The organism is Rhodococcus sp. HNM0563, assembly GCF_012726195.1.
Taxonomy (GTDB): domain Bacteria; phylum Actinomycetota; class Actinomycetes; order Mycobacteriales; family Mycobacteriaceae; genus Rhodococcus.
In genome coordinates this window covers 285,962-305,568 of the sequence record NZ_JAASAF010000001.1, presented here as the reverse complement: position 1 = coordinate 305,568, position 19,607 = coordinate 285,962, and the positions used below count along the sequence as shown (strand labels likewise).

The window sequence follows — 19,607 nt, the reverse complement described above, 5'->3', positions numbered from 1 at the left end:
CGTCAGCCCGCGGCTTTGACACCGGCTTCCGCACCGAGTGCCGCTGCCTCGCCGCGGGTACTGACGTCGAGTTTTCTCATGAGGCTCGCGACGTGGAACTTGACCGTGGATTCGCTGACTCCCAACCGCTCTGCGATCACCCGGTTTCGCCGCCCCGCGACGAGGTGTTCGAGAACTTCGATCTCACGAGCGCCGAGTCGTGCCAGAGCATCGGCCGCGGCTCCCCCGGGTGTCGGTATCGGGAGGTCCAGGGGCAACGTCGCACTCACGCGGCAGCCCCATCCGGCCGTCGACTCGGATTCGATGGTGCCGCCCATCGTTTCGACCCGGTCACGTAGCCGGCGTTCGAGGTCGGCCGCGTCGACCTCGCCTTGCCCGTCGTCGCGGATATCGACGCCGAGTTGTGCGCCGTCGCAGCTCCACGCAACCCTGATACGCGTGACCTCGCTCTGCGCCGACATGGCGAGGACCGCTCCGCGAGCCAGCGCGCGGGCAGCGTGCGCGACCTCGCCGGGCAGCGCTCGTCCGTGGACGGGTGGACTCACCATTTCCAATTCGAGGTCACGGTGACGGACGAGAGAGCGCAATTCGCCGTGCATCCGGGCGAACGCTGTCGTCACCGCCTCTTCGGCCAGTTCACGGTGCGCGTCGACGGCCGAGCGCAGTGCGATCAATGCTCCCGTCGCGGTTTCGCGTGCCGTGGCGCGGGCACGGCTGTCGTCGAGATCCTTCGAACGCAGGGTCGCCAGGATCGTTTCCAGGGTGAGCGCGTGCGCTTCCGTGAGTTCGGCGACGGTACGCGCACGCTCCGCGGACGCCGCCCTCGATTCGGCAAGGTACGCGGGGCTCGCACTGTGTACCTGTAGCTGGATGCCGGTCGCGACGATCGCGAACAGCGACCGCACGAGCTCGAGAGACGCAGCGGAAGCGCGTGCTCCGCGTGGTACCAGGACGAGAAGGGTGTCGGTGCGATCCAGCATCACGCATACGTCCCGGTCCCGCCCCGCAACCCGCGCCGGACCTCGCCGGATCTCCCCTACCGTCAACTCGGTTCGGATCCGGTCGAGCTCCGCAATCGTGACCCGATCGACGATTGTGGGATCGCCCGCGACCTTGCGCGGCCGTCCGGTGCATTCACGTGTGAACACCACGAGTGCGCTGTGCGGAACGAGGGCGCCGATCAACACCGAGAAGCGCTGGCCGATCTCGGTCAACGGGCCCACCAGTACGTCCCTCGTGTCGGTGATCAGGATGTCGGGACGAGGCCGTGCAGTACTCACGGACCCACGATATCGGCCGGTATCATCCGATTTACCCCCCAGTCGCGGTAGGAGGTGTTCGGGTATGGACGCCGGAATCACTCCGAGTATCGACCACGGGCCCGGAACTGTGCCGCACCTGCTGCTCGACCGAGTACGTCGGACTCCCGGCGCAGAGGCATACACGTATCCGGATCGCGACGAGTGGCACGCCGTCACGTGGTCCGATGTGTACGCCGCGGTCGTGCCGCTGGCTGCGGGGTTGATCGCCCGCGGTGTCGTCGCCGGTGAGCGGGTCGCGATATGCGCTGCCACGAGCTTCTCTGCGATCCTCGCCGATCTCGCCATCGCCTGTGCCGGCGGTGTCGCGGTCCCGATCTATCCGGCCACCCGGGACGACGAAACTCGCACGCAGACCCATCGGGCCGGCGCTGTGCTCACGTTCGCCGACCGGCCGGTTCTCAGCAGTCCCGTTCAACACCTGGATCGTCTCGACGATCTCGCCGCGGAAGGCCGAGCACTGCTGGCGTCGGACCCCGGAGCGGTGTCCCGCCGGATCGCGGCACTGACCGCGGACGATCCGGCGTGGCTGATCTATACGGCGTGCGACGACGGCCGGACCAAAGGCGTGTGCCTGACCCACCGCGCCGCGACCTACGGCGCCGTCGCGGTGGCACAGACCGGCATCGTCTCCCCGGCCGACCGCCAGCTGCTGTGGCTCCCCCTTGCGCACGTGTTCGGTCGTGCATTGCTGCTGATGGGGATCCGGGTCGGCTTCCCCACCGCAGTCGACGGTCGTGCAGACCGCGTGGCAGACAATCTGCGGGCCACCCGGCCGACGTTTCTCGGATCGGTTCCTCACGTGCTCACCAAGGTCTGCACCCTCGACAGTGAGGATCTCGGTGGTCGATTGCGTTTCGCGATCTCGGGTTCTGCACGGTTGAGCGGCGAGGTGATCGAGCGCTTCGATCGTCGCGGGATACCCGTCCTCGAGTGCTACGGGATCACCGAGACCGCCGGACCGGCATGCGCGAACCGTCCCGACATGCGGCGCGTGGGTACGGTCGGTGTTCCGTTGCCCGGAACACGGATTCGCATCGACGCGGCCGGCGAACTGCTCATCCGCAGCCCCGGGGTGATGACCGGCTACGACCACGACCCGGCAGAGACGGCCGCAGCGCTCGACTCCGAACGTTGGTTCCACACGGGTGATCTCGCTCGAATCGATGCCGACGGGTTCGTCACGGTCACCGGGCGCAAGAAGGAGGTCTTCAAGACCAGCACTGGCAAATACGTGTGCCCGGCAGCGATCTCCGAACGGTTTCGTGCAGTGCTGCCGGGTGCCGAACTCGTCGTCGACGGTGAATTACGCCCGTACTGTGTGGGCCTCGTGTTCACCTCACTCCCCGATCCGGTGGTGGATGCCGCCCTCGACCGGTTGAATACAACCTTGAACCGCTGGGAGAAGGTCCGCCGGTTCTCGGTGATCCGCACGCCGCTGGACACGCACGACCAGAGCAAGGCCGGTAGACCGATCCGCGAGCGGGTGCTTACGCGTTACGCCACAGTCACTTCCGGCCTGTACGAGCGCGGTCAGTTCCGGAATTCCGGTTGATCGAGCAGGCGTAGCCAGCTGCCGTCCGACTGTCGACGCACCACCTGGGCTCGCGCCCCGGCACCGTCGCCGGGAGGCGTGCTGGTCAGCGCAATATCCCCGCTGGCCAGTGTCGGGAGCGGCGCCTCCGGTTCGAATCGTGGCGCGTTCGCGAGGACTGTAGCCCACAGTTCCCGGATCGCAGCCCGTCCGACGGTCGTCTGCCCCGGCGGATACGCCATCACTGCATTTTCTTCGTAGAGCGCTGCCACGCCGTCCGCGTCGCCCGCGTTGGACCGTTCGACGAAGAACCTGGTGAGGTCCTCTGGCCGGTAGGCCTTCTCGTACTGCATCTTCTGCGTCATATCTCCAGCATCGAGCACTCCGATTGAGAACTCCAACAGATTGTTCTTATCGGAACTAGAATCTGTGGTTATGGAACTGAGGCAGCTCGAGTACTTCGTCGCGGTCGCCGAGGAATGCAATTTCACCCGCGCTGCAGAACGGGTTCACATCAGCCAGTCCGGCGTGAGCGCGCAGATCCGGCAGCTCGAACGCGAACTGGGCGCCCCACTGTTCGAGCGTTCCGCGCGCACCGCCACCCTCACCACGGCAGGCAAGGCCGCGCTCGAACATGCCCGGGCCGCGCTGAATTCCGCGAAGTCGGTGAAGACCGCGGTCGATGAGGTCGGGGCGGTGATCCGAGGCGAGCTGACTGTCGGAATGGTCACCGCGTGCACGGTGACGCCTCTGTTCGACGCGCTGTCGCTGTTCCACCGCGCCCACCCCCGCGTCGAGATCGCCTTGCTGGAGGACTCGTCCGATCGCCTCGTCGAGCGGGTGCGGTCACGCGAGATGGATGTTGCGCTCGTCGGCACGCCGTACGGCCCTCCCGACGACCTCGAGTCGATCCTCCTGATCCAGGACCGGCTCGTCGCGGTGATACCCGACGAGCATCCGCTGGCGCGGCGGCCGGACATCAGGCTCGCCGAGGCCACGTCCCACCCGCTGGTGTGCCTGCCCATCGGTACCGGTATCCGATCGGTCCTCGACATTGCATGCCGTGCTCGCGGTATCGAACCGGCCATGGCGATGCAGGCGAGTGCACCCGATGCGGTCGTCGATCTCGCCGCACGGGGCCTCGGCGTTGCGATTCTGAGCGAGTCGATGGTGGTACCTCGACCAGGACTCTCGATCGCTGTCATCGACGACGTCGACGTCCCTGCGACGTTGTCGCTGATCTGGTCGGTACCGGCAAGTCCCGCGCTGGGAGTATTGCTCACCCATCTCCGGCACGCCTTCGGCTCATGACTCCACGCTATGGCCGGTGCGGTACGCGTTCCTGTAGTCCGAGGGTCGGACGCCCGCGGTCCGCGTGAAGGCCGCACTGAAGGAGAACGCGTCTGCGTAGCCGACCTCGCGAGCGATACCGGCAATCGTGGGGTCGGTGCCGCGAAGCCGATCTGCGGCGATTGCCATGCGTCGCCCGGTCAGATACCGAATCGGGGATTCGCCGAGCAGTTCGGTGAAGCGCCGAGCGAACCACGCGCGTGACACCCCCGCTTCGGCAGCGAGGTCCGTGACAGTCCACGGGTAGCCAGGATGCTCGTGGATCAGCGTCAACGCCTGTCCGACGGCCGGGTCTGTCTGCGCGCGGTACCACCCTGGGACGGGGGCGTCCGGTCGCGCGAACCAGGCTCGCAACGCGACGATGAGCGTCAGGTCGAGCAGCCGGTCGAGCACGAGCTGCTGGCCCGGCGCGTCCTGAACGACCTCGTCCGCGAGTCGACACACCACCCAGTCCGGAACCTCACCGGCGGGCACGACCAGCACGTCCGGCAGAGCCGCGAGCAATCTGTCGTCGACGTCGCCTGCAACTTGGTAGGTGCCGTACACTACGACCGTCGTGTCGGCGCCCGGTGTCGCCGAGGCAGTTCGCCGACCGGTCCGCAGCTTTTCGGTGACGTCGACCCCGCCGGGTGTCGTGTAGCGATCGCCGGGCAGTGCGACGAGTTGCGGCGCGATTCCCGGCGCATCGGCCACCGTGTACGGCGACCGAAGGCTGACGATCGCGACGTCGCCCGGCCCGACTCGAACCGGCTCGGCGTCGTCGACGAGCACCCACATGTGACCTTCGATCACCGCGACGAGCATCAGCGGTGCGCCGTCGGCGATACGGATCGACCAGCCACGGGCCATCCCGGCCCGGTAGAGCACCGCACCGCGGGCTCGGACCCCATCGAGAAGATCGGTCAGAAGGTCGATGTGGCAATCGTAGAACGGCTGGTCCGTCGACTCGGTGGACGCGCACACATACGTACGAGAGTCACAGAGATGGATCGCCCTCCGCAGGCCAGGTTGACTGGGCACATCACCGCAACCGAGCGAACTGGAGGCACCGTCATGGCGATCATCGTGATGACCGGCAGCAGTTCAGGATTCGGAGAGATCGCCGCACGGCTGGCGCGTGAAAAGGGCGCAGATGTGCTCGCCGGCGCGCGCACGGTGTCGACGAACTTCATTCCGGTGGATCTGGCGTGCCTCGACTCGGTCCGCGCGTTCGCCGCGACGGTCCGGCAACGTCTCGGCGACACGCCTCTCGACGCACTGGTACTCAACGCCGGGTTGATTCTCCCCAACGATGCCGAACGTACCCACGACGGGTTCGAGACGACCTTCGCCGTCAACCATCTCGCGCACTATCTGCTGGTGCGCCTGTTGATGCCTTCATTCGCAGAGGAAGCCCGCATCGTGATCACCACGAGTGGAACACACGACCCGACCCTCCGCACCGGACTGGAGGCGCCGCGGCACGCCGACGCCGACCTGCTCGCGCACCCGGACCGCGACACCGAGCGACACCTGGTACCGCAGCGGGCCGGACAGCATGCCTACAGCGCGTCGAAACTGTGCAACGTGCTCACCGTGCGAGCGCTGAGCGTACATCCCGACATCCGTGCCCGGCACATCACAGCGCTCGCGTACGACCCCGGGCAGGTCTTCGGCACCGGATTGGTTCGAAGCCTGCCGCGTCCACGACGTATCGCATGGTCGGTGTTCGGGACGGCCCTCGGCGCTCCACTGCGGCGGCTCGACCGCACGATGAACACACGCGCCGCTGCGGGACTGGCCCTGGCATCTCTCGTCTCCGGCAGGACGACACCTCCACCCGGCCGCTGTTATGCGGCGCTGCGCAGCGGGCGCTTGAGCTTCCCGGATCCGTCGACGCTCGCACGTAGGGACGACGTGGCGCGCGCGTTGTGGAACGACAGTGCGCGGATGGTCGGGCTGACGGTCGATCAGAGCCTCGGGACGCCAGGTCTGCCGAGTCGCTAGGACAATTCACGTCGCAGGAGTTCAGCCCCAGCGGCGAGCGCGACCATCGTGCCCCGTGCGACGCATCGGCCCGGTAGGCGAGGGCCTCGTTGAACACCACCCGGCAGCACCCGAACACTCGGGACAGCGCCCTGTGCTGGTCCCCTGTGGGATAGGCGCGGTAGCGGTATCGCTCGAGCACCTCTCGACGATGACGAACCCACTCCGACTGGGCCGGAGTGGGTTCGTGATTGTGGAGCTAAGGGGACTCGAACCCCTGACCCCCACACTGCCAGTGTGGTGCGCTACCAGCTGCGCCATAGCCCCATATTCTTTTTTGCGCCGGGGCGACCCCCTTGCGCTGAAAGAAAAACTACACCATTGCTCTCTGAGCCAACAAATCGCCTGGTCAGGGCGGTGACAAGCACGAGCGCTCGTCACCGCCCGTCGCCTCAGCCTGCGAGCTCGGACACCCAGTTGTCGTTGCCGAGCGCATCGATGACAGTTCCGTTCTGGATGACGGCGGGAGTGCCCGCCGCTCCTGTGGTGGCAAGAAGCTGCCGACCGGCCTCCGCAGACACCGTTGCCCGCTCGACTCGGGCGCCGTCCGCGATGCACGTCACCGCGTCCTCGGACGCTCCGGCATCACGGGCGATCTGCGCCAGCTGCTCGTTGCTGTGATCGCTGTCCCCGCCCTCTGCCGGTTGATTGTCCGGGGAGAAGATCGCGGCATGGAACGCCGAGAATGCGATCGCGTCACCGGTCTCCGCAACGCACTGGTTGGCTGCGACCGCGCGGGTCGAGTAGTCGCCGCTGCTCGACAATCGGTCGAGGAACGCAAGGATGTGGTACCGCACCGCGACCGTACCTTCGTCGATCGCCTGCGCCAGTTCCTGTCCGTGCTCGTGCTCGAGTTCGGCACAGTACGGGCACATCGGGTCTTCGAAGATGTCGATGGTGGTAGCGGCGTCCGGCAATCCGAGCAGAATCGTGCCGTCGTCGTCGAGCGTGACGTCGACCGCAGCGTTGCTGACGGTGCCGTACCCGTCATTGCGGGAATCGGTGCTTCCCGACTGCCACAGCACTCCTCCGATGACGAGGACCGCAATGATCACGACCGCGATACCACCCAGGATGTAGGTGGACGTGTTCGATGTAGGTTCCGGCGAATATTTGACCGGCTTGACCTTCTTCGCACTCACGAATGCTGTCCTTCGTTCATCGGTGAATTGTCCGGCTCCACTTTGCCACCGGGGTCTGAGTTCCTCCTGAGAGCCACTCGGGAATGCGGACCGAGCGCAAGGGGTGTGCGCGGGAAGACAGCCAGCCATACCGACATGGCGAGGAAGACGACATCACGTGTGATCTCGCGAACATAGTCTCCGGCGTCGATCCCTTCCACCACGCCGCCGCCTCCGAAGCATCCGCAGTCGATCGACAGCCCTCGGCTCCAGGCCGAGATGATCGCGCCGATGAGAACCACGAGCGTCACTCCGGACAGCATCGCGGCAGGCCGCACCGCCAGCCCTACCAGCAGCAGGACCCCGAGAACGAGTTCGACCATCGGGAGTACCGCGGCCACGGGCCTCACCAGTTCGGCGGGAAGAAGCTGATAGGCCCGCACTGCAACCACGGTCTGCGTAGGATCGGCGAATTTGATCCATCCGGAGATCAGCCACACCGCGGCGAGGCCCAGCCGTGCCGCTGCGGAGACGATACGAATCCACACGGGAACGACCTTACATCTCGGCCCGTCAGCGATCCGTATCGCCGGTCACAGGCTTCTGGACGACGGGTTCGGTCGCCGGCGCATCCTGACGCGGTGCCCGCGCCAGGGCCCAGGGAATCACCGCCGCCAGCATGATCGCCCCCGTCACACCGAACGCCACCGAATAGGACCAGCGCTCAGCGATCATGCCGGCCGCGATCGGGCCGACCACTGCCCCGATGTCCGAGGTCATCTGGAACGTGGCGAGTACCGGTCCCCCTCGCGCTTTACTGCCCACCACATCGGCGATCGCAGCCTGCTGCGACGGGTTGATCAGGCCGGATCCCACGCCGGCCACGGCGGACGTGATCAGGAACACCGTGAGGTCGGACGACAGACCCATCATGACGGTGCTCACACCGCAGACGACGAGCCCGGTGAGCACGAACGGTCGCCGCCCGTATCTATCGGACCATGCACCCGACTTGACCAGCACGAGCGCATTACCCACCGCGAACGCGGTCAGTGCGACACCCGCGATCCCTTCGCTCTGGTTCAGGGCTTCGACGACGAACAGCGGCACCATCGCGACGCGGACACCGAACACCACCCATCCGTTGGCGAAGTTCGAGGTGAGCGCCGCGCGGTAGGTCGACGACCGGAGTGCGGTGCGCAGCCTCATCACGGGAGCGCCATCAGCCGATGCCGGTTGCGCGAGGTGAGACTTGCGAAGACTGATCCAGACCACGGAGGCCGCCAAGAGCAGCGCGACCGCGTAGATGAGGAAAGGTGCTCGCAGGCCGAGGCCGACGAGGGCTCCGCCGAGCAGTGGCCCTCCAATGTTGCCGAGCAGGAAACTCGTCGCGTACAGCGCGGACACGCGACCGCGCGCATCGGGCGGTGCGATACGCACGAGCAGCCCCAGCGCAGCCACGGTGAACATCGTCGAACCGATGCCGCCGAGCCCCCGGAAGACCAGGAGCTGCCAATAGGTCTGGGCGAAAGCGACCGCGCCCGTGGACACCGCGACGATGAGAACACCGGTGATGTAGATGGGCCGCTCGCCGAGTTTCTGGACGAGCAATCCGCTGGCCGGAGCGAAGGCGAGTCGCATGAACGCGAACGCCGAGATGACGACCGTGGCCGCGGTGATTCCGACGTCGAAGCTCCGTGCGAATTGCGGCAACGCGGGAGCGACGAGACCGAAGCCCAGGGCGATGACGAAGCTCGCCGCGACGAGTACCCAGATTTCCCGCGGCAGAGCCACGTCACGTGTGCGCATGATGCGGCAATGTTAGCGATGCACACGACTGTGCTCGGTGCGAGCCCGACGTGCGCCGCGGGTCAGCCCAATACCGACGACACCAGTTCACGTGCCGCGTCCTGGACCTGAGCGAGATGTTCAGGGCCGTTGAACGATTCGGCGTAGATCTTGTACACGTCCTCGGTGCCGGACGGACGCGCCGCGAACCACGCGTTCTCGGTCGTCACCTTCAGTCCACCTATCGCCGCGCCGTTTCCTGGCGCCTCCGTGAGCGTCGCGGTGATCGTCTCGCCCGCGAGCTCGGTGGCACTTACCTGCTCGGGCGACAGCTGCGCGAGGATCGCCTTCTGCTCTCGCGTCGCAGGCGCGTCGACCCGCGTGTAGGCGGGATCCCCGTACCGTCCGGCGAGCTGGGCGTAACGCTGCGAGGGCGTCGCACCGGTTACCGCGGTGATCTCGGCGGCCAGCAACGCGAGCACGATGCCGTCCTTGTCGGTGGACCACACCGCGCCGTCGCGACGCAGGAAGGAAGCCCCCGCGCTTTCCTCGCCCCCGAACCCGAGGCTCCCGTCGAGCAGCCCCGGCACGAACCATTTGAAGCCCACTGGCACTTCGAGCAACTCACGTCCCAGTCCGGCCGCGACGCGATCGATCATCGACGAGCTCACGAGAGTCTTGCCGACCTTGCTTCCATCCGACCAGCCCGGCCTGTTCCCGAAGAGATAGTCGATGGCCACCGCAAGATAGTGGTTGGGGTTGAGCAGGCCACCGTCGGGGGTGACGATGCCGTGGCGGTCCGCATCCGCGTCGTTGCCGGTGGCAAGGTCGTATTTGTCGCGTGCGCCGATGAGCGATGCCATTGCGTTCGGTGACGAGCAGTCCATCCGGATCTTGCCGTCGGTGTCGAGTGTCATGAATCGCCATGTGGCGTCGACGAGGGGGTTGACGACGGTGAGGTCGAGGCGGTGCCGGTCGGCGATCTCGCCCCAATAGTCGACGGACGCACCACCGAGCGGATCGGCTCCGATGCGCACCCCCGCACCCCGGATCGCGTCGAGATCCACGATGTTCGGGAGGTCGTCGATGTAGGTGCCGAGGAAATCGTAGCGGCCGGCCGCCGCAAGTGCGGCGACCGCTGATACGCGCTTGACGCCTGCGAGGCCCGCCGCGAGGAGTTCGTTGGCGCGGGCCGCGATGACGGAGGTGGCGTCGGTGCCGGCGGGTCCACCGTGCGGCGGATTGTATTTGAAGCCCCCGTCGCGGGGCGGGTTGTGGGACGGCGTCACGACGATGCCGTCGGCGGACACACTGCCGCCGGAATTGTGGCGCAGGATCGCGTGGCTGACCGCCGGGGTCGGTGTGTACCGATCACGCGAATCGATCACGACGTCGACGTCGTTGGCGATCAGAACCTCGAGCGCGGTGGTCCACGCGGGCTCGGACAATGCGTGCGTGTCGCGGCCGAGGAACAGCGGCCCGGTCGTTCCCTGTGCTGCGCGGTACTCGACGATAGCCTGGGTGGTGGCGAGGATGTGCTGCTCGTTGAAGGCCGCGTCGAGGCTCGACCCGCGGTGCCCTGACGTTCCGAACGCCACCTGTTGAAGCGGGTTCTCGGGATCCGGACGGACCGTGTAATAGGCCGTCACCAGATGCGCGAGGTCGACCAGATCCTCGGGTGCTGCCGGTTGCCCCGCTCGTTCGTGCGCCATGGGTCCTCCTCGTCGAACGCGTGTGGTGACCATCTTGCCTGCGGTGCTGTATCCACGCGGCCGTCCTGTGTCGTTCGCGTCGGATCCGTGGGGCTGCTCGTCACCCGCATTCGGCAAAGGTGCCGAACGGCGAATCCGACATCGTGAACGTGCAGGTAACCGCTGGTCAACGTGGAACCGATCGATGCATGAACCCGGGGTGTAAAGCTCGGCGGCCTCGCGAGCTCATGAAAATACCCCGGGTGAAAGACCTTGTCTGGCCTTTCACCCGGGGTATTCGGTGGAGCTGCCGGGAATCGAACCCGGGTCCTCCGCCGCCTCGCCAAGGCTTCTCCGTGTGCAGTCCGCTATGTCTCTACTTGGATCTCCCGGTCTCGCGAACAAGCCGTGATGACGATCCCAGTCACTGTTTGATGTCCCATCCGACTCCGTGACCGAGCCGGTAGGTGAAGCCCTCTAGCTGATGCCAGTACCCGACCCGAGGGCGAGATCGGACTGACAGACACGCTTCGCTACTTAGGCAGCGAGAGCGTAGTCGCGCTGATTGGAATCGGCGCTTAATTGGTTGCAGCGACGCTTACGGTGGTCTCTTGCCTGCACCGACACGCTTCCCTTGACTCAACGTACGTAGTCGAAACCGTTCAGCCCCGTACGCGCCTGCGACGTTCGCAGGACTACCTACATTAACGTCACCCGCACCCGATGTCATTCCCATTTCCAGGATTGTCGGATGACGCCGCTCACAACGCCCCGATGACCGAGACGAGCACTCAAGTCCCGAAGGTGATCATCGCGACCGACAGACACGCGAGGATCATGCCCGTGTATTGGCCGCGACCGAGTCGCTCTCCCAGCACGACGAGCGCGAGCAGCACGGTGGCCGCGGGGTAGAGAGCCCCGACGACGCTCACCAGCGAGAGCATCCCACCCTGGAACGCGAACATCATCGCGGCGTTCGACACCACGTCGAGCAGCGCGACGGCGACGACATGCCGGTACAGCAACCGCGGCGGACCCGTGAACTGCCGTACGGCCACGGCAACGGCCCACACGACGGCGGTCGCGGAGAGACGTTGGAACACCAGCGGCCAGAGGCCGGTTCCGTCGGGGACCTGATCGAGCGAGATGAAGGTGAGCGCGAATGCCACACCCCCCGCTGCAGTGAGTCCCGCGACACGAAGGGTGAAGGCCGGATGCTCGTCGCCACCGACGGTTTCTTTCGACTCCCTGCTGACGAGCACGACCGCAATGAGCGCGACGACGATCCCGACCCCGGCGAGCGGCCCTGGACGCTCCCCTGTGACGAGGCCGGCAAGGACGGGGATTCCAGCTACGAGCAGCGCAGTCACCGGCGATACCACCGACATCGGGCCGGATGCGAGGGCACGATAGAACCACCACACCGCGAAGCCACCGAACAGGCCCGACGCGGCACCCCAGATCAGCGATTCCGCGGTCACGTCGCCGCCCGCGATCGGTGCGATCACAAGGACGATCACCAGCGACAGCGGATACGACGCAACGACGAACGACAGTGCGGTGGCCCGCCGAGAAGCGACACCACCGAGAAAATCGCTGACTCCGTAGCCGACCGCGGCCACGAGAGCCAACAGGACCGAGGTCAGCGCATACCTTTCACCCGCCTGCCGAGTTCGCGGGTCACCTCGCGTTCGGCAGTGCGACGGGCGAGATCCTGCCGCTTGTCGTAGTCCTGCTTGCCCTTGGCGAGTGCCAACTCGACCTTGACCTTGCCGTCGGAGAAGTACATTGAGAGCGGTACCAACGTCTGGTTGCCCTCACGGGTCTTGCCGACCAGCGCGTCGATCTCACGCCGGTGCAGCAGCAGTTTGCGGGTTCGACGCGGAGCGTGGTTGGTCCAGGTGCCGTGCCCGTACTCCGGGATGTGCAGCCCGCGCAGCCACACCTCGCCGTCGTCGACCGTCGCGAACGCGTCGACGAGTGACGCCTTCCCTTCCCGTAGGGCCTTCACCTCCGTACCGACAAGCGCAATGCCCGCCTCGTACGTATCGAGGATGGCGTAGTTGTGCCGCGCCTTACGGTTCGTGGCGATGACCTTCCGGCCCTTTTCCTTCACGTGCAGGCCTTTCAGGTTCAAATCGGTCGAAGTGGAACACAGTCCAGCATAGGAACCCGCACAAATCGTTATTCACGCACGTACAGGCGCAGTGTCGCGTACGCGGTGATCGCTGCCATGCCCACGCCGACGAGTACGAGGAACGGAGCGACGAGCAGGATGTCGCTGTCGGTGATTCGCGCGACGATGTTCGCGCCGTAGACCTCGGCAAGCATGTCGTCGACGAACAGCGACTTCGCAGCGAACAATCCGCCGATGGCAAGGGCTGCGCCGACGATCGCGGCCACGACGGCTTCGAGGAGGAACGGCAGTTGGGTGTACCAGCGGGTCGCACCGACGAGGCGCATGATGCCGACCTCGGTGCGGCGGGTGAAGGCGGCAATCTGCACGGTGTTGGCGATGAGCAGGATCGCCGCGACGGCCTGGATAGTCGCGATCGCGAAGGCCGCGTTACGGATGCCGCCGAGCACACCGAACAACCGCTCGACCAGGTCTTGCTGGTTGAGGATGCTGTCCACACCCGGCCGTTCCGCGAACTCGGTCTGAATGATCGCGAAGCTCGACGGATCGGACATCTTCACCTTGAACGATGCGGGAAAACTCTCGGGACTGACGAGCTCGGCCAATTCGGGTTGGTCCGCGAAGACACGCTCGGTGGCGTCGAGCACCGCATCGTCGCGACTGAGGTACTGGACGGACACCACGTCGTCGGTGTTCTCGAGGTCGGTGCGCAGGGTGCTGCAGAGTTCCTGTTCACATTCCGGGTCGAGTGACGAGATGTCTTCGGTGAGGAACACCTGGATCTCCACCCGGTCGAGGAAGATCTTCTGCGTCTTGTCGGCCATCTGGACGACGAGCAGACCCGCACCGAACAGCGCAAGTGAGATGGCGGTGGTGAGGATCATCGCAACGGTCATGGTGAGGTTGCGGCGCAGGCCGGTGGTGACCTCGCTGAACAGGAAGCTGACGCGCATGGGGTCAAGGTCCTTCGGTTGCCGGATGGACTGGTCTCGGAACGGGCGACCGGGTCAGCGACCCACGCCGTACACGCCGCGTGCTTCGTCGCGGACCACCCGGCCCAGGTCGAGTTCGACGACGCGGCGCCGCATTGCGTCCACGATGTGGTGATCGTGCGTGGCCATGAGCACCGTGGTGCCGGTGCGGTTGATCCGTTCGAGCAGCAGCATGATGTCCTGGCTGGTCTCGGGATCGAGATTGCCGGTGGGCTCGTCCGCCAGCAGAACCAGCGGCCGGTTCACGAACGCGCGTGCGATCGCAACACGCTGCTGCTCACCACCGGACAGTTCGGTGGGAAGGCGCCCCGCCTTGCCGGACAATCCGACGAGGTCGAGGACTTCGGGCACGGTCCGTTCGATCACGGAACGGGGCTTGCCGATGACCTCGAGCGCAAACGAGATGTTCTCCGCCACGGTCTTGCGCTGCAACAGACGGAAGTCCTGGAAGACGCAGCCGAGATTCTGGCGCAGTTTCGGGACCCGCCGCGCCGACAACTTGTTGACGTGGAAATCCGCCACGTGGATCTCGCCGCTCGTGGGTGTGTCCTCGCGGAGCAGCAGGCGCATGAAGGTCGACTTCCCGGAGCCGGACGGGCCGATGAGGAAGACGAACTCGCCTTTGTCCACCTCGACGGACACGCCGTCCAATGCGGGTCTGGTCGACGTCTTGTAGGACTTGGACACATTTTCCAGGCGGATCACGACGGCAATGCTAGCCGTTACCGGATGGTGACCTATTGCCCCGGCTCACCGGTCGGTTCTGTGCCCGACTCCCCGTCGAATCCTGGGAGTCCCGGGATCTGCGGCAATCGGAAGGGATTCGCATCGGCAGTAGTGGTCTCGGGGGGCTGCGTCCCGGTCATCGGGGCGGGCGTGTCGCCCGGTGTCGTCGTGGCAGTCGTCGGTTCGGACGAGGGCGCAACGTCGGTAGTGGTGGTCGGAGGCGCCTGTTCGGTGCTCGACGCGGGTGGAACGTACGGCACGAACGGTGTCTCGGAGATGATGACTGCTCCGGTGGGCGGCGTTCCTGTTCCGTCGGCCTGGCTCTTGTCCTGATTGAGAGTCAGATATGCCGCCCACAGCCCGAGCCACACGATGCACAGCACGAGGGTGCTGGTGCGTACCCGGCCGCGGAACAGATGGGTCGGGATCCGGATACGGTGCGATCGCTGGTCGTCGGTCACGGTTCCCCCGATCGTTCCACGACGCTTGCGGTGTCGAGTTGCGGACTCACTGTGATTCCCTTGGCGCGAAGCGCCCCCGCGATGCGCGCGCGGAGCAGACGACCGACCTGGAACTGCTTCCCCGGCAGAGTTCGGGCGACGATCCGCATACTGACCTGGTCGACCTCGAGGCTCTCGACACCCATCACGCTCGGCTCGTCGAGCAGGAGTTCTCGCACGCGCGGCTCGTTGTACGCGGCGACGCCCACATCTCGGAGGATGTCACTGACCGCACCGATATCGGCACTGACCGGAATCGGGACGTCGATTACGGCGCGCGCCCAGTCCTTCGACAGGTTGATGGCCTTGTTGATCTGACCGTTCGGCACCGTGATCACTTCGCCGGCCGCGCTGCGGACCCGAGTCACCCGGAGGGTGACGTCCTCGACGGTGCCTACGGCGTCCTCGGACGACCCTGTCACCGAGATCTGCACGGTGTCACCGAATCCGTACTGACGTTCGGTGATGATGAAGAAGCCGGCGAGAATGTCCTGCACGATGCGCTGCGCGCCGAAACCGACCGCAGCACCCACCACGGTTGCCGGTGCCACGAGCGAACCGATCGGCAGGTTGAGATAGTCGAAGATCTTGAGCGCTGCAACGATGTAGACGAACGCGATCACCATCCACGTCACGACCTGTGCGACCGAATGACGATGCTTGGTCGCCTCCGAGCGCACGAGGTCGTCGGACTGCCGGTAGCGATCGTCGATCCGCCGGGTCACCCGGCCGCCGGTCCACGAAACGAACCGGGCGATGATGACGGCACCGAGGATCGTCAGAGCGATCAGCAGTCCGCGGGTGGTGACCCAGTTCAGCAGGACATCGGTGGGAAACAGCGTTCATTCCTTCGAAAGGGACCCGGGCCGGGATCCTGCCCGACCCGAACCTACCGGCTCACGCGTTCTGTTCCTCGCCCATCCGCCAGCGGATGCCGGCTTCGAGGAAGCCGTCGATGTCGCCATCGAGAACCGAGGACGGGTTGTTGACTTCGTACTCGGTGCGCAGGTCCTTGACCATCTGGTACGGGTGCAGCACGTAGGAGCGCATCTGGTTTCCCCACGAACTGCCGCCGTCACCCTTGAGGGCATCCATCTCGGCGCGCTCTTCCTGACGCTTCCGCTCGAGGAGTTTGGCCTGGAGGACACGCATCGCAGACACCTTGTTCTGCAACTGCGACTTCTCGTTCTGGCAGGTGACGACGATGCCGGTTGGCACGTGCGTCAGGCGGACCGCGGAGTCGGTGGTGTTGACCGACTGCCCGCCGGGGCCGGACGACCGGTAGACGTCGACGCGGACGTCGTTCTCGTCGATATCGATGTGGTCGGTGGTCTCGACCACCGGCAGCACCTCGACCTCGGCGAACGAGGTCTGGCGTCGGCCCTGGTTGTCGAACGGACTGATTCGAACGAGGCGGTGCGTGCCCATCTCGACCGACAGAGTGCCGTAGGTGTAAGGGGCCTTGATCGCGAAGGTCGCCGACTTGATGCCTGCTTCTTCGGCGTAGGAGGTGTCGTACACCTCGACGCCGTAGCCGTGCTTGTCGGCCCATCGGATGTACATGCGCATGAGCATCTCGGCCCAGTCCGCGGCGTCGACGCCGCCGGCACCGGAACGGATGTTGACGAGGGCATCACGTTGGTCGTACTCGCCCGACAGCAACGTCCGCACTTCCATCGCCTCGATGTCGGCGCGCAGGGTCTCGCGCTCGGAGTCGGCGTCGGCCAGCGCAGCTGCCTGCGCTTCACCCTCTTCGTCCTCGGCGAGCTCGTAGAGCACGGGAAGGTCCTCGAGCCGCTGACGTAACTCTTCGACGCGGCGCAGTTCGCTCTGCGCGTGCGACAGCTGGCTGGTGACCTGCTGGGCATGCTCCTGGTCGTTCCACAGGTCGGGATCGGCCGCCTGATGTTCGAGCTCGTCGATACGGCGGCGCAGCTCTTCCACATCGAGAACCGACTCCACCGTCCGGAGGGTCGTCGCGAGCTCGGCCAGGTCTGCGGAAACATCGGGATGCACGATTCTCTAGGCTACCGGCTAGGGGCTAGCGTCTGACGCATGGCCACCGACTACACCGCCGATCTCGAACTCGCACTGCGTCTCGCCGACGCCGCAGACGCCGTCACCCGCGACCGTTTCCGCGCGCTGGACCTGAAGGTCGACGACAAACCCGACCTGACACCGGTGTCCGACGCCGATCTCGCGGTGGAACGCCTGGTGCGGGAGACACTTTCCTCCGAGCGGCCCGACGACGCGATTCTCGGGGAGGAATTCGGCGGCGATCCGGTCTTCGAAGGCCGCCAATGGGTGATCGATCCGATCGACGGCACCAAGAACTTCGTGCGGGGTGTGCCGGTGTGGGCGAGCCTCATCTCACTGATCGTCGACGGTGTCCCGGTTGTCGGCGTGGTCAGCGCTCCGGCGCTGCACCGCCGGTGGTGGGCGTGCTCGGGGGCCGGCGCGTGGTCCTCGCACGACGGCAGCGAACCTCGTGCCATCGCGGTGTCCGGGGTCGGATCGCTCGCGTCGGCGTCGCTGAGCTTTTCGAGCCTCTCCGGCTGGAACGACCGCAACATTCGTGACCGGTTCATCGACCTGACTGACGAGGTGTGGCGCGTACGCGCTTACGGCGACTTCTTCTCCTACTGCCTCTTGGCGGAAGGCGCGCTCGAGATCGCGCTCGAACCCGAAGTGTCGCTCTGGGATCTGGCAGCGCTCGATGTGCTCGTCCGCGAAGCGGGTGGGGTGTTCACGAATCTCGACGGCACGGCAGGACCGCACGGCGGAAGTGCGGTGGCGACGAACGGCGCGCTCCACGACGAGGTCTTGAGCCGCCTCAGGTCCTGATGCCCATCCGACCCTGATGCCCATCTGGCCCTGCCCGCGCTGCATTTCACCTGCGGCGCGGGCAGTGTCGTCCTGCCCGGACAGCTGTGAACTTACTCGAGAGTAGACACATACCTTACTCAAGAGTAAGATTGACTCCTGTCCGCTCCGATACAAGAAACTTCTGGTGATCATGAGCAAGCAAGACAGTGTGGCCCGGAACACCCCCCGAGACACGTCCGCAGTCGGCCTCAACCCGATCAAACGGGACGCCATGGGAGCAGCGATGCGCGTACTCACGCGGATCACCGGGTCCGAACTCGCCGACCGCTACAACTTCCGGCAGACGATCGACCGGGTCACGTACGAGTCCACCAAGACCGGATTCAAGACCCTCGGCGCCGCGACCCGCACGTTCAAGAAGGTGTCCGGCGGCAACGGCCCCGAGCGCCTCGCCACCGCGAAGAACGCCGACTACTTCGACCTCACCCCTACCGACGACCAGCAGATGATCTCGGAAACCGTGCGCGACTTCGCCGCCGAGATCCTGCGTCCGGCCGCACACGACGCCGACGAAGCTGCAGCCGCACCCGCCGACCTGCTCGCACGCGCCGCCGAGCTCGGCATCACGCTCGTCAACGTGCCCGAAGCGTTCGACGGCGCAGCCGCCGAACGCGGAGTGGTCACCAACAGCCTCGTCGCCGAGGCCCTCGCACATGGCGATATGGGTCTTGCGCTGCCGATCCTCGCGCCGAGCGGCGTCGCCGTAGCACTGACCGAGTGGGGCACCGACGACCAGCAGAAGACGTACCTGCCGGCATTCGCCGGCGAGGATGTTCCGCAGGCATCCGTCGTCATCGCGGAGCCCCGCGCACTGTTCGATCCGTTCGCGCTGCGCACGAAGGCCACCCGATCCCCGAGCGGGTACCGGCTCAACGGAGTCAAGGCCCTCGTTCCGGCGGCCGGTAGCGCCGAACTGTTCATCGTGGCAGCAGAACTCGACGGTAAGCCCTCGTTCTTCATTGTCGAAGCGAAGAGCAAAGGTGTCGTCATCGAGGCCGATCCCAGCATGGGCCTGCGCGCCGCCGGCCTCGGCCGCCTCCTGCTCGAGGATGTCGCCGTGCCGCAATCCGCGCTACTCGGCGACGAGAACCCGGACGTTCGTGCGGAGCAGTACGCCGACGCGGTCCGGTTGTCGCGCCTCGGCTGGGCGTCGCTCGCCATCGGCACCGGGCAGGCCGTACTCGACTACGTGGTCCCGTACGTCAACGAGCGCGAGGCATTCGGTGAGCCGATCAGCCACCGCCAGGCGGTCGCGTTCATGGTCGCGAACATCAAGATCGAACTCGACGGCCTCCGTCTCGTCACCCTCCGCGGCGCAGCCCGCGCCGAGCAGGGCCTGTCGTTCGCTCGCGAAGCAGCGCTCGCTCGCAAACTGGCGACGGACAAGGGAATGCAGATCGGTCTCGACGGCGTCCAGCTACTCGGCGGCCACGGCTTCACCAAGGAACATCCCGTCGAGCGTTGGTACCGCGACCTGCGCGCCATCGGCGTCGCCGAGGGCGTCGTCCTCGTCTGAGCGGCCCTGACACACACAAGGA

General features: G+C 65.9%; 19 protein-coding genes, 1 tRNA gene, 1 other RNA gene and 1 pseudogene. 5 read left to right on the top strand and 17 right to left on the bottom strand.

All coding sequences use genetic code 11. The annotated features are described in order from the left end of the window. Positions 1-2: 2 nt before the first annotated feature. Positions 3-1,280 (bottom strand): LuxR C-terminal-related transcriptional regulator, encoded by a 1,278-nt coding sequence (locus tag HCA61_RS01500; RefSeq protein ID WP_169685979.1) that lies wholly within the window; start codon positions 1,278-1,280, stop codon positions 3-5. Positions 1,281-1,344: 64 nt separating this feature from the next. Between HCA61_RS01500 and HCA61_RS01495 the strand changes: the two genes are divergently transcribed. Continuing rightward, positions 1,345-2,874, top strand: a complete 1,530-nt coding sequence (locus tag HCA61_RS01495) for an AMP-binding protein (RefSeq protein ID WP_169685977.1) — start codon at positions 1,345-1,347, stop codon at positions 2,872-2,874. On the opposite strand, the gene HCA61_RS01490 is transcribed toward HCA61_RS01495, so the two are convergent. Beyond that, the gene (locus HCA61_RS01490) at positions 2,853-3,218 is read right to left on the bottom strand and encodes a nuclear transport factor 2 family protein (protein ID WP_206039478.1); all 366 of its coding nucleotides are present in this window, start codon (positions 3,216-3,218) and stop codon (positions 2,853-2,855) included. The two genes, HCA61_RS01495 and HCA61_RS01490, sit on opposite strands and share 22 nt — an antisense overlap. 70 nt (positions 3,219-3,288) lie before the next feature. Here HCA61_RS01490 and HCA61_RS01485 point away from each other — a divergent pair, with 70 nt between their 5' ends. Then, complete coding sequence (locus HCA61_RS01485; protein WP_169685975.1) at positions 3,289-4,164, top strand: LysR substrate-binding domain-containing protein; 876 nt, start codon at positions 3,289-3,291, stop codon at positions 4,162-4,164. On the opposite strand, the gene HCA61_RS01480 is transcribed toward HCA61_RS01485, so the two are convergent. Then, the gene (locus tag HCA61_RS01480) at positions 4,159-5,166 is read right to left on the bottom strand and encodes an AraC family transcriptional regulator (RefSeq protein WP_247273535.1); all 1,008 of its coding nucleotides are present in this window, start codon (positions 5,164-5,166) and stop codon (positions 4,159-4,161) included. The two genes, HCA61_RS01485 and HCA61_RS01480, sit on opposite strands and share 6 nt — an antisense overlap. 21 nt (positions 5,167-5,187) lie before the next feature. On the opposite strand from HCA61_RS01480, the gene HCA61_RS01475 reads away from it, so the two are divergent. Next, positions 5,188-6,189 (top strand): SDR family NAD(P)-dependent oxidoreductase, encoded by a 1,002-nt coding sequence (locus HCA61_RS01475; protein ID WP_206039477.1) that lies wholly within the window; start codon positions 5,188-5,190, stop codon positions 6,187-6,189. A 73-nt stretch (positions 6,190-6,262) separates the two neighbouring features. Here the strand turns inward: HCA61_RS01475 and HCA61_RS26540 are convergent. From HCA61_RS26540 to prfB, 14 genes and pseudogenes are all read right to left on the bottom strand, one after another. Next, positions 6,263-6,370: pseudogene (locus tag HCA61_RS26540) on the bottom strand (helix-turn-helix domain-containing protein); the annotation flags it as partial. A gap of 52 nt (positions 6,371-6,422) precedes the next feature. Beyond that, positions 6,423-6,495 (bottom strand) — tRNA-Ala (locus HCA61_RS01465). Positions 6,496-6,620: 125 nt separating this feature from the next. Continuing rightward, a complete protein-coding gene (locus HCA61_RS01460; RefSeq protein WP_169685973.1) occupies positions 6,621-7,370 on the bottom strand; it encodes a DsbA family protein in 750 nt (249 codons plus the stop codon). Next, positions 7,367-7,897 (bottom strand): MauE/DoxX family redox-associated membrane protein, encoded by a 531-nt coding sequence (locus HCA61_RS01455; RefSeq protein WP_169685971.1) that lies wholly within the window; start codon positions 7,895-7,897, stop codon positions 7,367-7,369. Before HCA61_RS01455 ends, HCA61_RS01460 begins: the two co-directional genes overlap by 4 nt. 25 nt (positions 7,898-7,922) lie before the next feature. Then, entirely contained in the window at positions 7,923-9,158 is a 1,236-nt protein-coding gene (locus HCA61_RS01450) for an MFS transporter (protein ID WP_169685969.1), read from the bottom strand. 62 nt (positions 9,159-9,220) lie between these two features. Next, positions 9,221-10,849, bottom strand: coding sequence for a phosphoglucomutase (alpha-D-glucose-1,6-bisphosphate-dependent) (pgm, locus tag HCA61_RS01445; protein ID WP_169685967.1), 1,629 nt, complete (start codon positions 10,847-10,849; stop codon positions 9,221-9,223). 278 nt (positions 10,850-11,127) lie between these two features. After that, positions 11,128-11,498: a transfer-messenger RNA gene (ssrA, locus tag HCA61_RS01440) on the bottom strand. Positions 11,499-11,619: 121 nt separating this feature from the next. After that, positions 11,620-12,462: an EamA family transporter gene (locus HCA61_RS01435; RefSeq protein ID WP_169686815.1), complete on the bottom strand. Its 843-nt coding sequence runs from the start codon at positions 12,460-12,462 to the stop codon at positions 11,620-11,622. 8 nt (positions 12,463-12,470) lie between these two features. After that, positions 12,471-12,944: an SsrA-binding protein SmpB gene (gene smpB, locus HCA61_RS01430; protein ID WP_169685965.1), complete on the bottom strand. Its 474-nt coding sequence runs from the start codon at positions 12,942-12,944 to the stop codon at positions 12,471-12,473. Between the two features lie 68 nt (positions 12,945-13,012). Then, positions 13,013-13,918, bottom strand: coding sequence for a permease-like cell division protein FtsX (gene ftsX, locus HCA61_RS01425; RefSeq protein WP_169685963.1), 906 nt, complete (start codon positions 13,916-13,918; stop codon positions 13,013-13,015). 54 nt (positions 13,919-13,972) lie between these two features. Beyond that, complete coding sequence (gene ftsE, locus HCA61_RS01420; protein WP_169685961.1) at positions 13,973-14,662, bottom strand: cell division ATP-binding protein FtsE; 690 nt, start codon at positions 14,660-14,662, stop codon at positions 13,973-13,975. Positions 14,663-14,694: 32 nt separating this feature from the next. Continuing rightward, complete coding sequence (locus HCA61_RS01415; RefSeq protein ID WP_169685959.1) at positions 14,695-15,144, bottom strand: hypothetical protein; 450 nt, start codon at positions 15,142-15,144, stop codon at positions 14,695-14,697. Next, a complete protein-coding gene (locus HCA61_RS01410; RefSeq protein WP_206039556.1) occupies positions 15,141-15,977 on the bottom strand; it encodes a mechanosensitive ion channel family protein in 837 nt (278 codons plus the stop codon). The genes HCA61_RS01415 and HCA61_RS01410 overlap by 4 nt, the downstream gene beginning before the upstream one ends. A gap of 103 nt (positions 15,978-16,080) precedes the next feature. Further along, complete coding sequence (gene prfB / locus HCA61_RS01405; protein WP_169685957.1) at positions 16,081-17,199, bottom strand: peptide chain release factor 2; 1,119 nt, start codon at positions 17,197-17,199, stop codon at positions 16,081-16,083. A 39-nt stretch (positions 17,200-17,238) separates the two neighbouring features. Here prfB and hisN point away from each other — a divergent pair, with 39 nt between their 5' ends. Together hisN and HCA61_RS01395 are read left to right on the top strand one after the other, a co-directional pair. Then, on the top strand, positions 17,239-18,027 hold the full coding sequence (gene hisN, locus HCA61_RS01400) for a histidinol-phosphatase (RefSeq protein WP_169685955.1): 789 nt from the start codon (positions 17,239-17,241) through the stop codon (positions 18,025-18,027). A 166-nt stretch (positions 18,028-18,193) separates the two neighbouring features. Continuing rightward, positions 18,194-19,585: an acyl-CoA dehydrogenase family protein gene (locus HCA61_RS01395; protein ID WP_169685953.1), complete on the top strand. Its 1,392-nt coding sequence runs from the start codon at positions 18,194-18,196 to the stop codon at positions 19,583-19,585. Positions 19,586-19,607: the final 22 nt, after the last annotated feature.

What these genes read in the sequence shown, in the direction of transcription:
- HCA61_RS01495 (WP_169685977.1), top strand. Translation starts at nt 1,345, where the DNA reads ATGGACGCCGGAATCACTCCGAGTATCGACCACGGGCCCGGAACTGTG.
- HCA61_RS01490 (WP_206039478.1), bottom strand. Translation starts at nt 3,218, where the DNA reads ATGACGCAGAAGATGCAGTACGAGAAGGCCTACCGGCCAGAGGACCTC.
- HCA61_RS01485 (WP_169685975.1), top strand. Translation starts at nt 3,289, where the DNA reads ATGGAACTGAGGCAGCTCGAGTACTTCGTCGCGGTCGCCGAGGAATGC.
- HCA61_RS01475 (WP_206039477.1), top strand. Translation starts at nt 5,188, where the DNA reads ATGGATCGCCCTCCGCAGGCCAGGTTGACTGGGCACATCACCGCAACC.
- HCA61_RS01450 (WP_169685969.1), bottom strand. Translation starts at nt 9,158, where the DNA reads ATGCGCACACGTGACGTGGCTCTGCCGCGGGAAATCTGGGTACTCGTC.
- pgm (WP_169685967.1), bottom strand. Translation starts at nt 10,849, where the DNA reads ATGGCGCACGAACGAGCGGGGCAACCGGCAGCACCCGAGGATCTGGTC.
- ftsX (WP_169685963.1), bottom strand. Translation starts at nt 13,918, where the DNA reads ATGCGCGTCAGCTTCCTGTTCAGCGAGGTCACCACCGGCCTGCGCCGC.
- hisN (WP_169685955.1), top strand. Translation starts at nt 17,239, where the DNA reads ATGGCCACCGACTACACCGCCGATCTCGAACTCGCACTGCGTCTCGCC.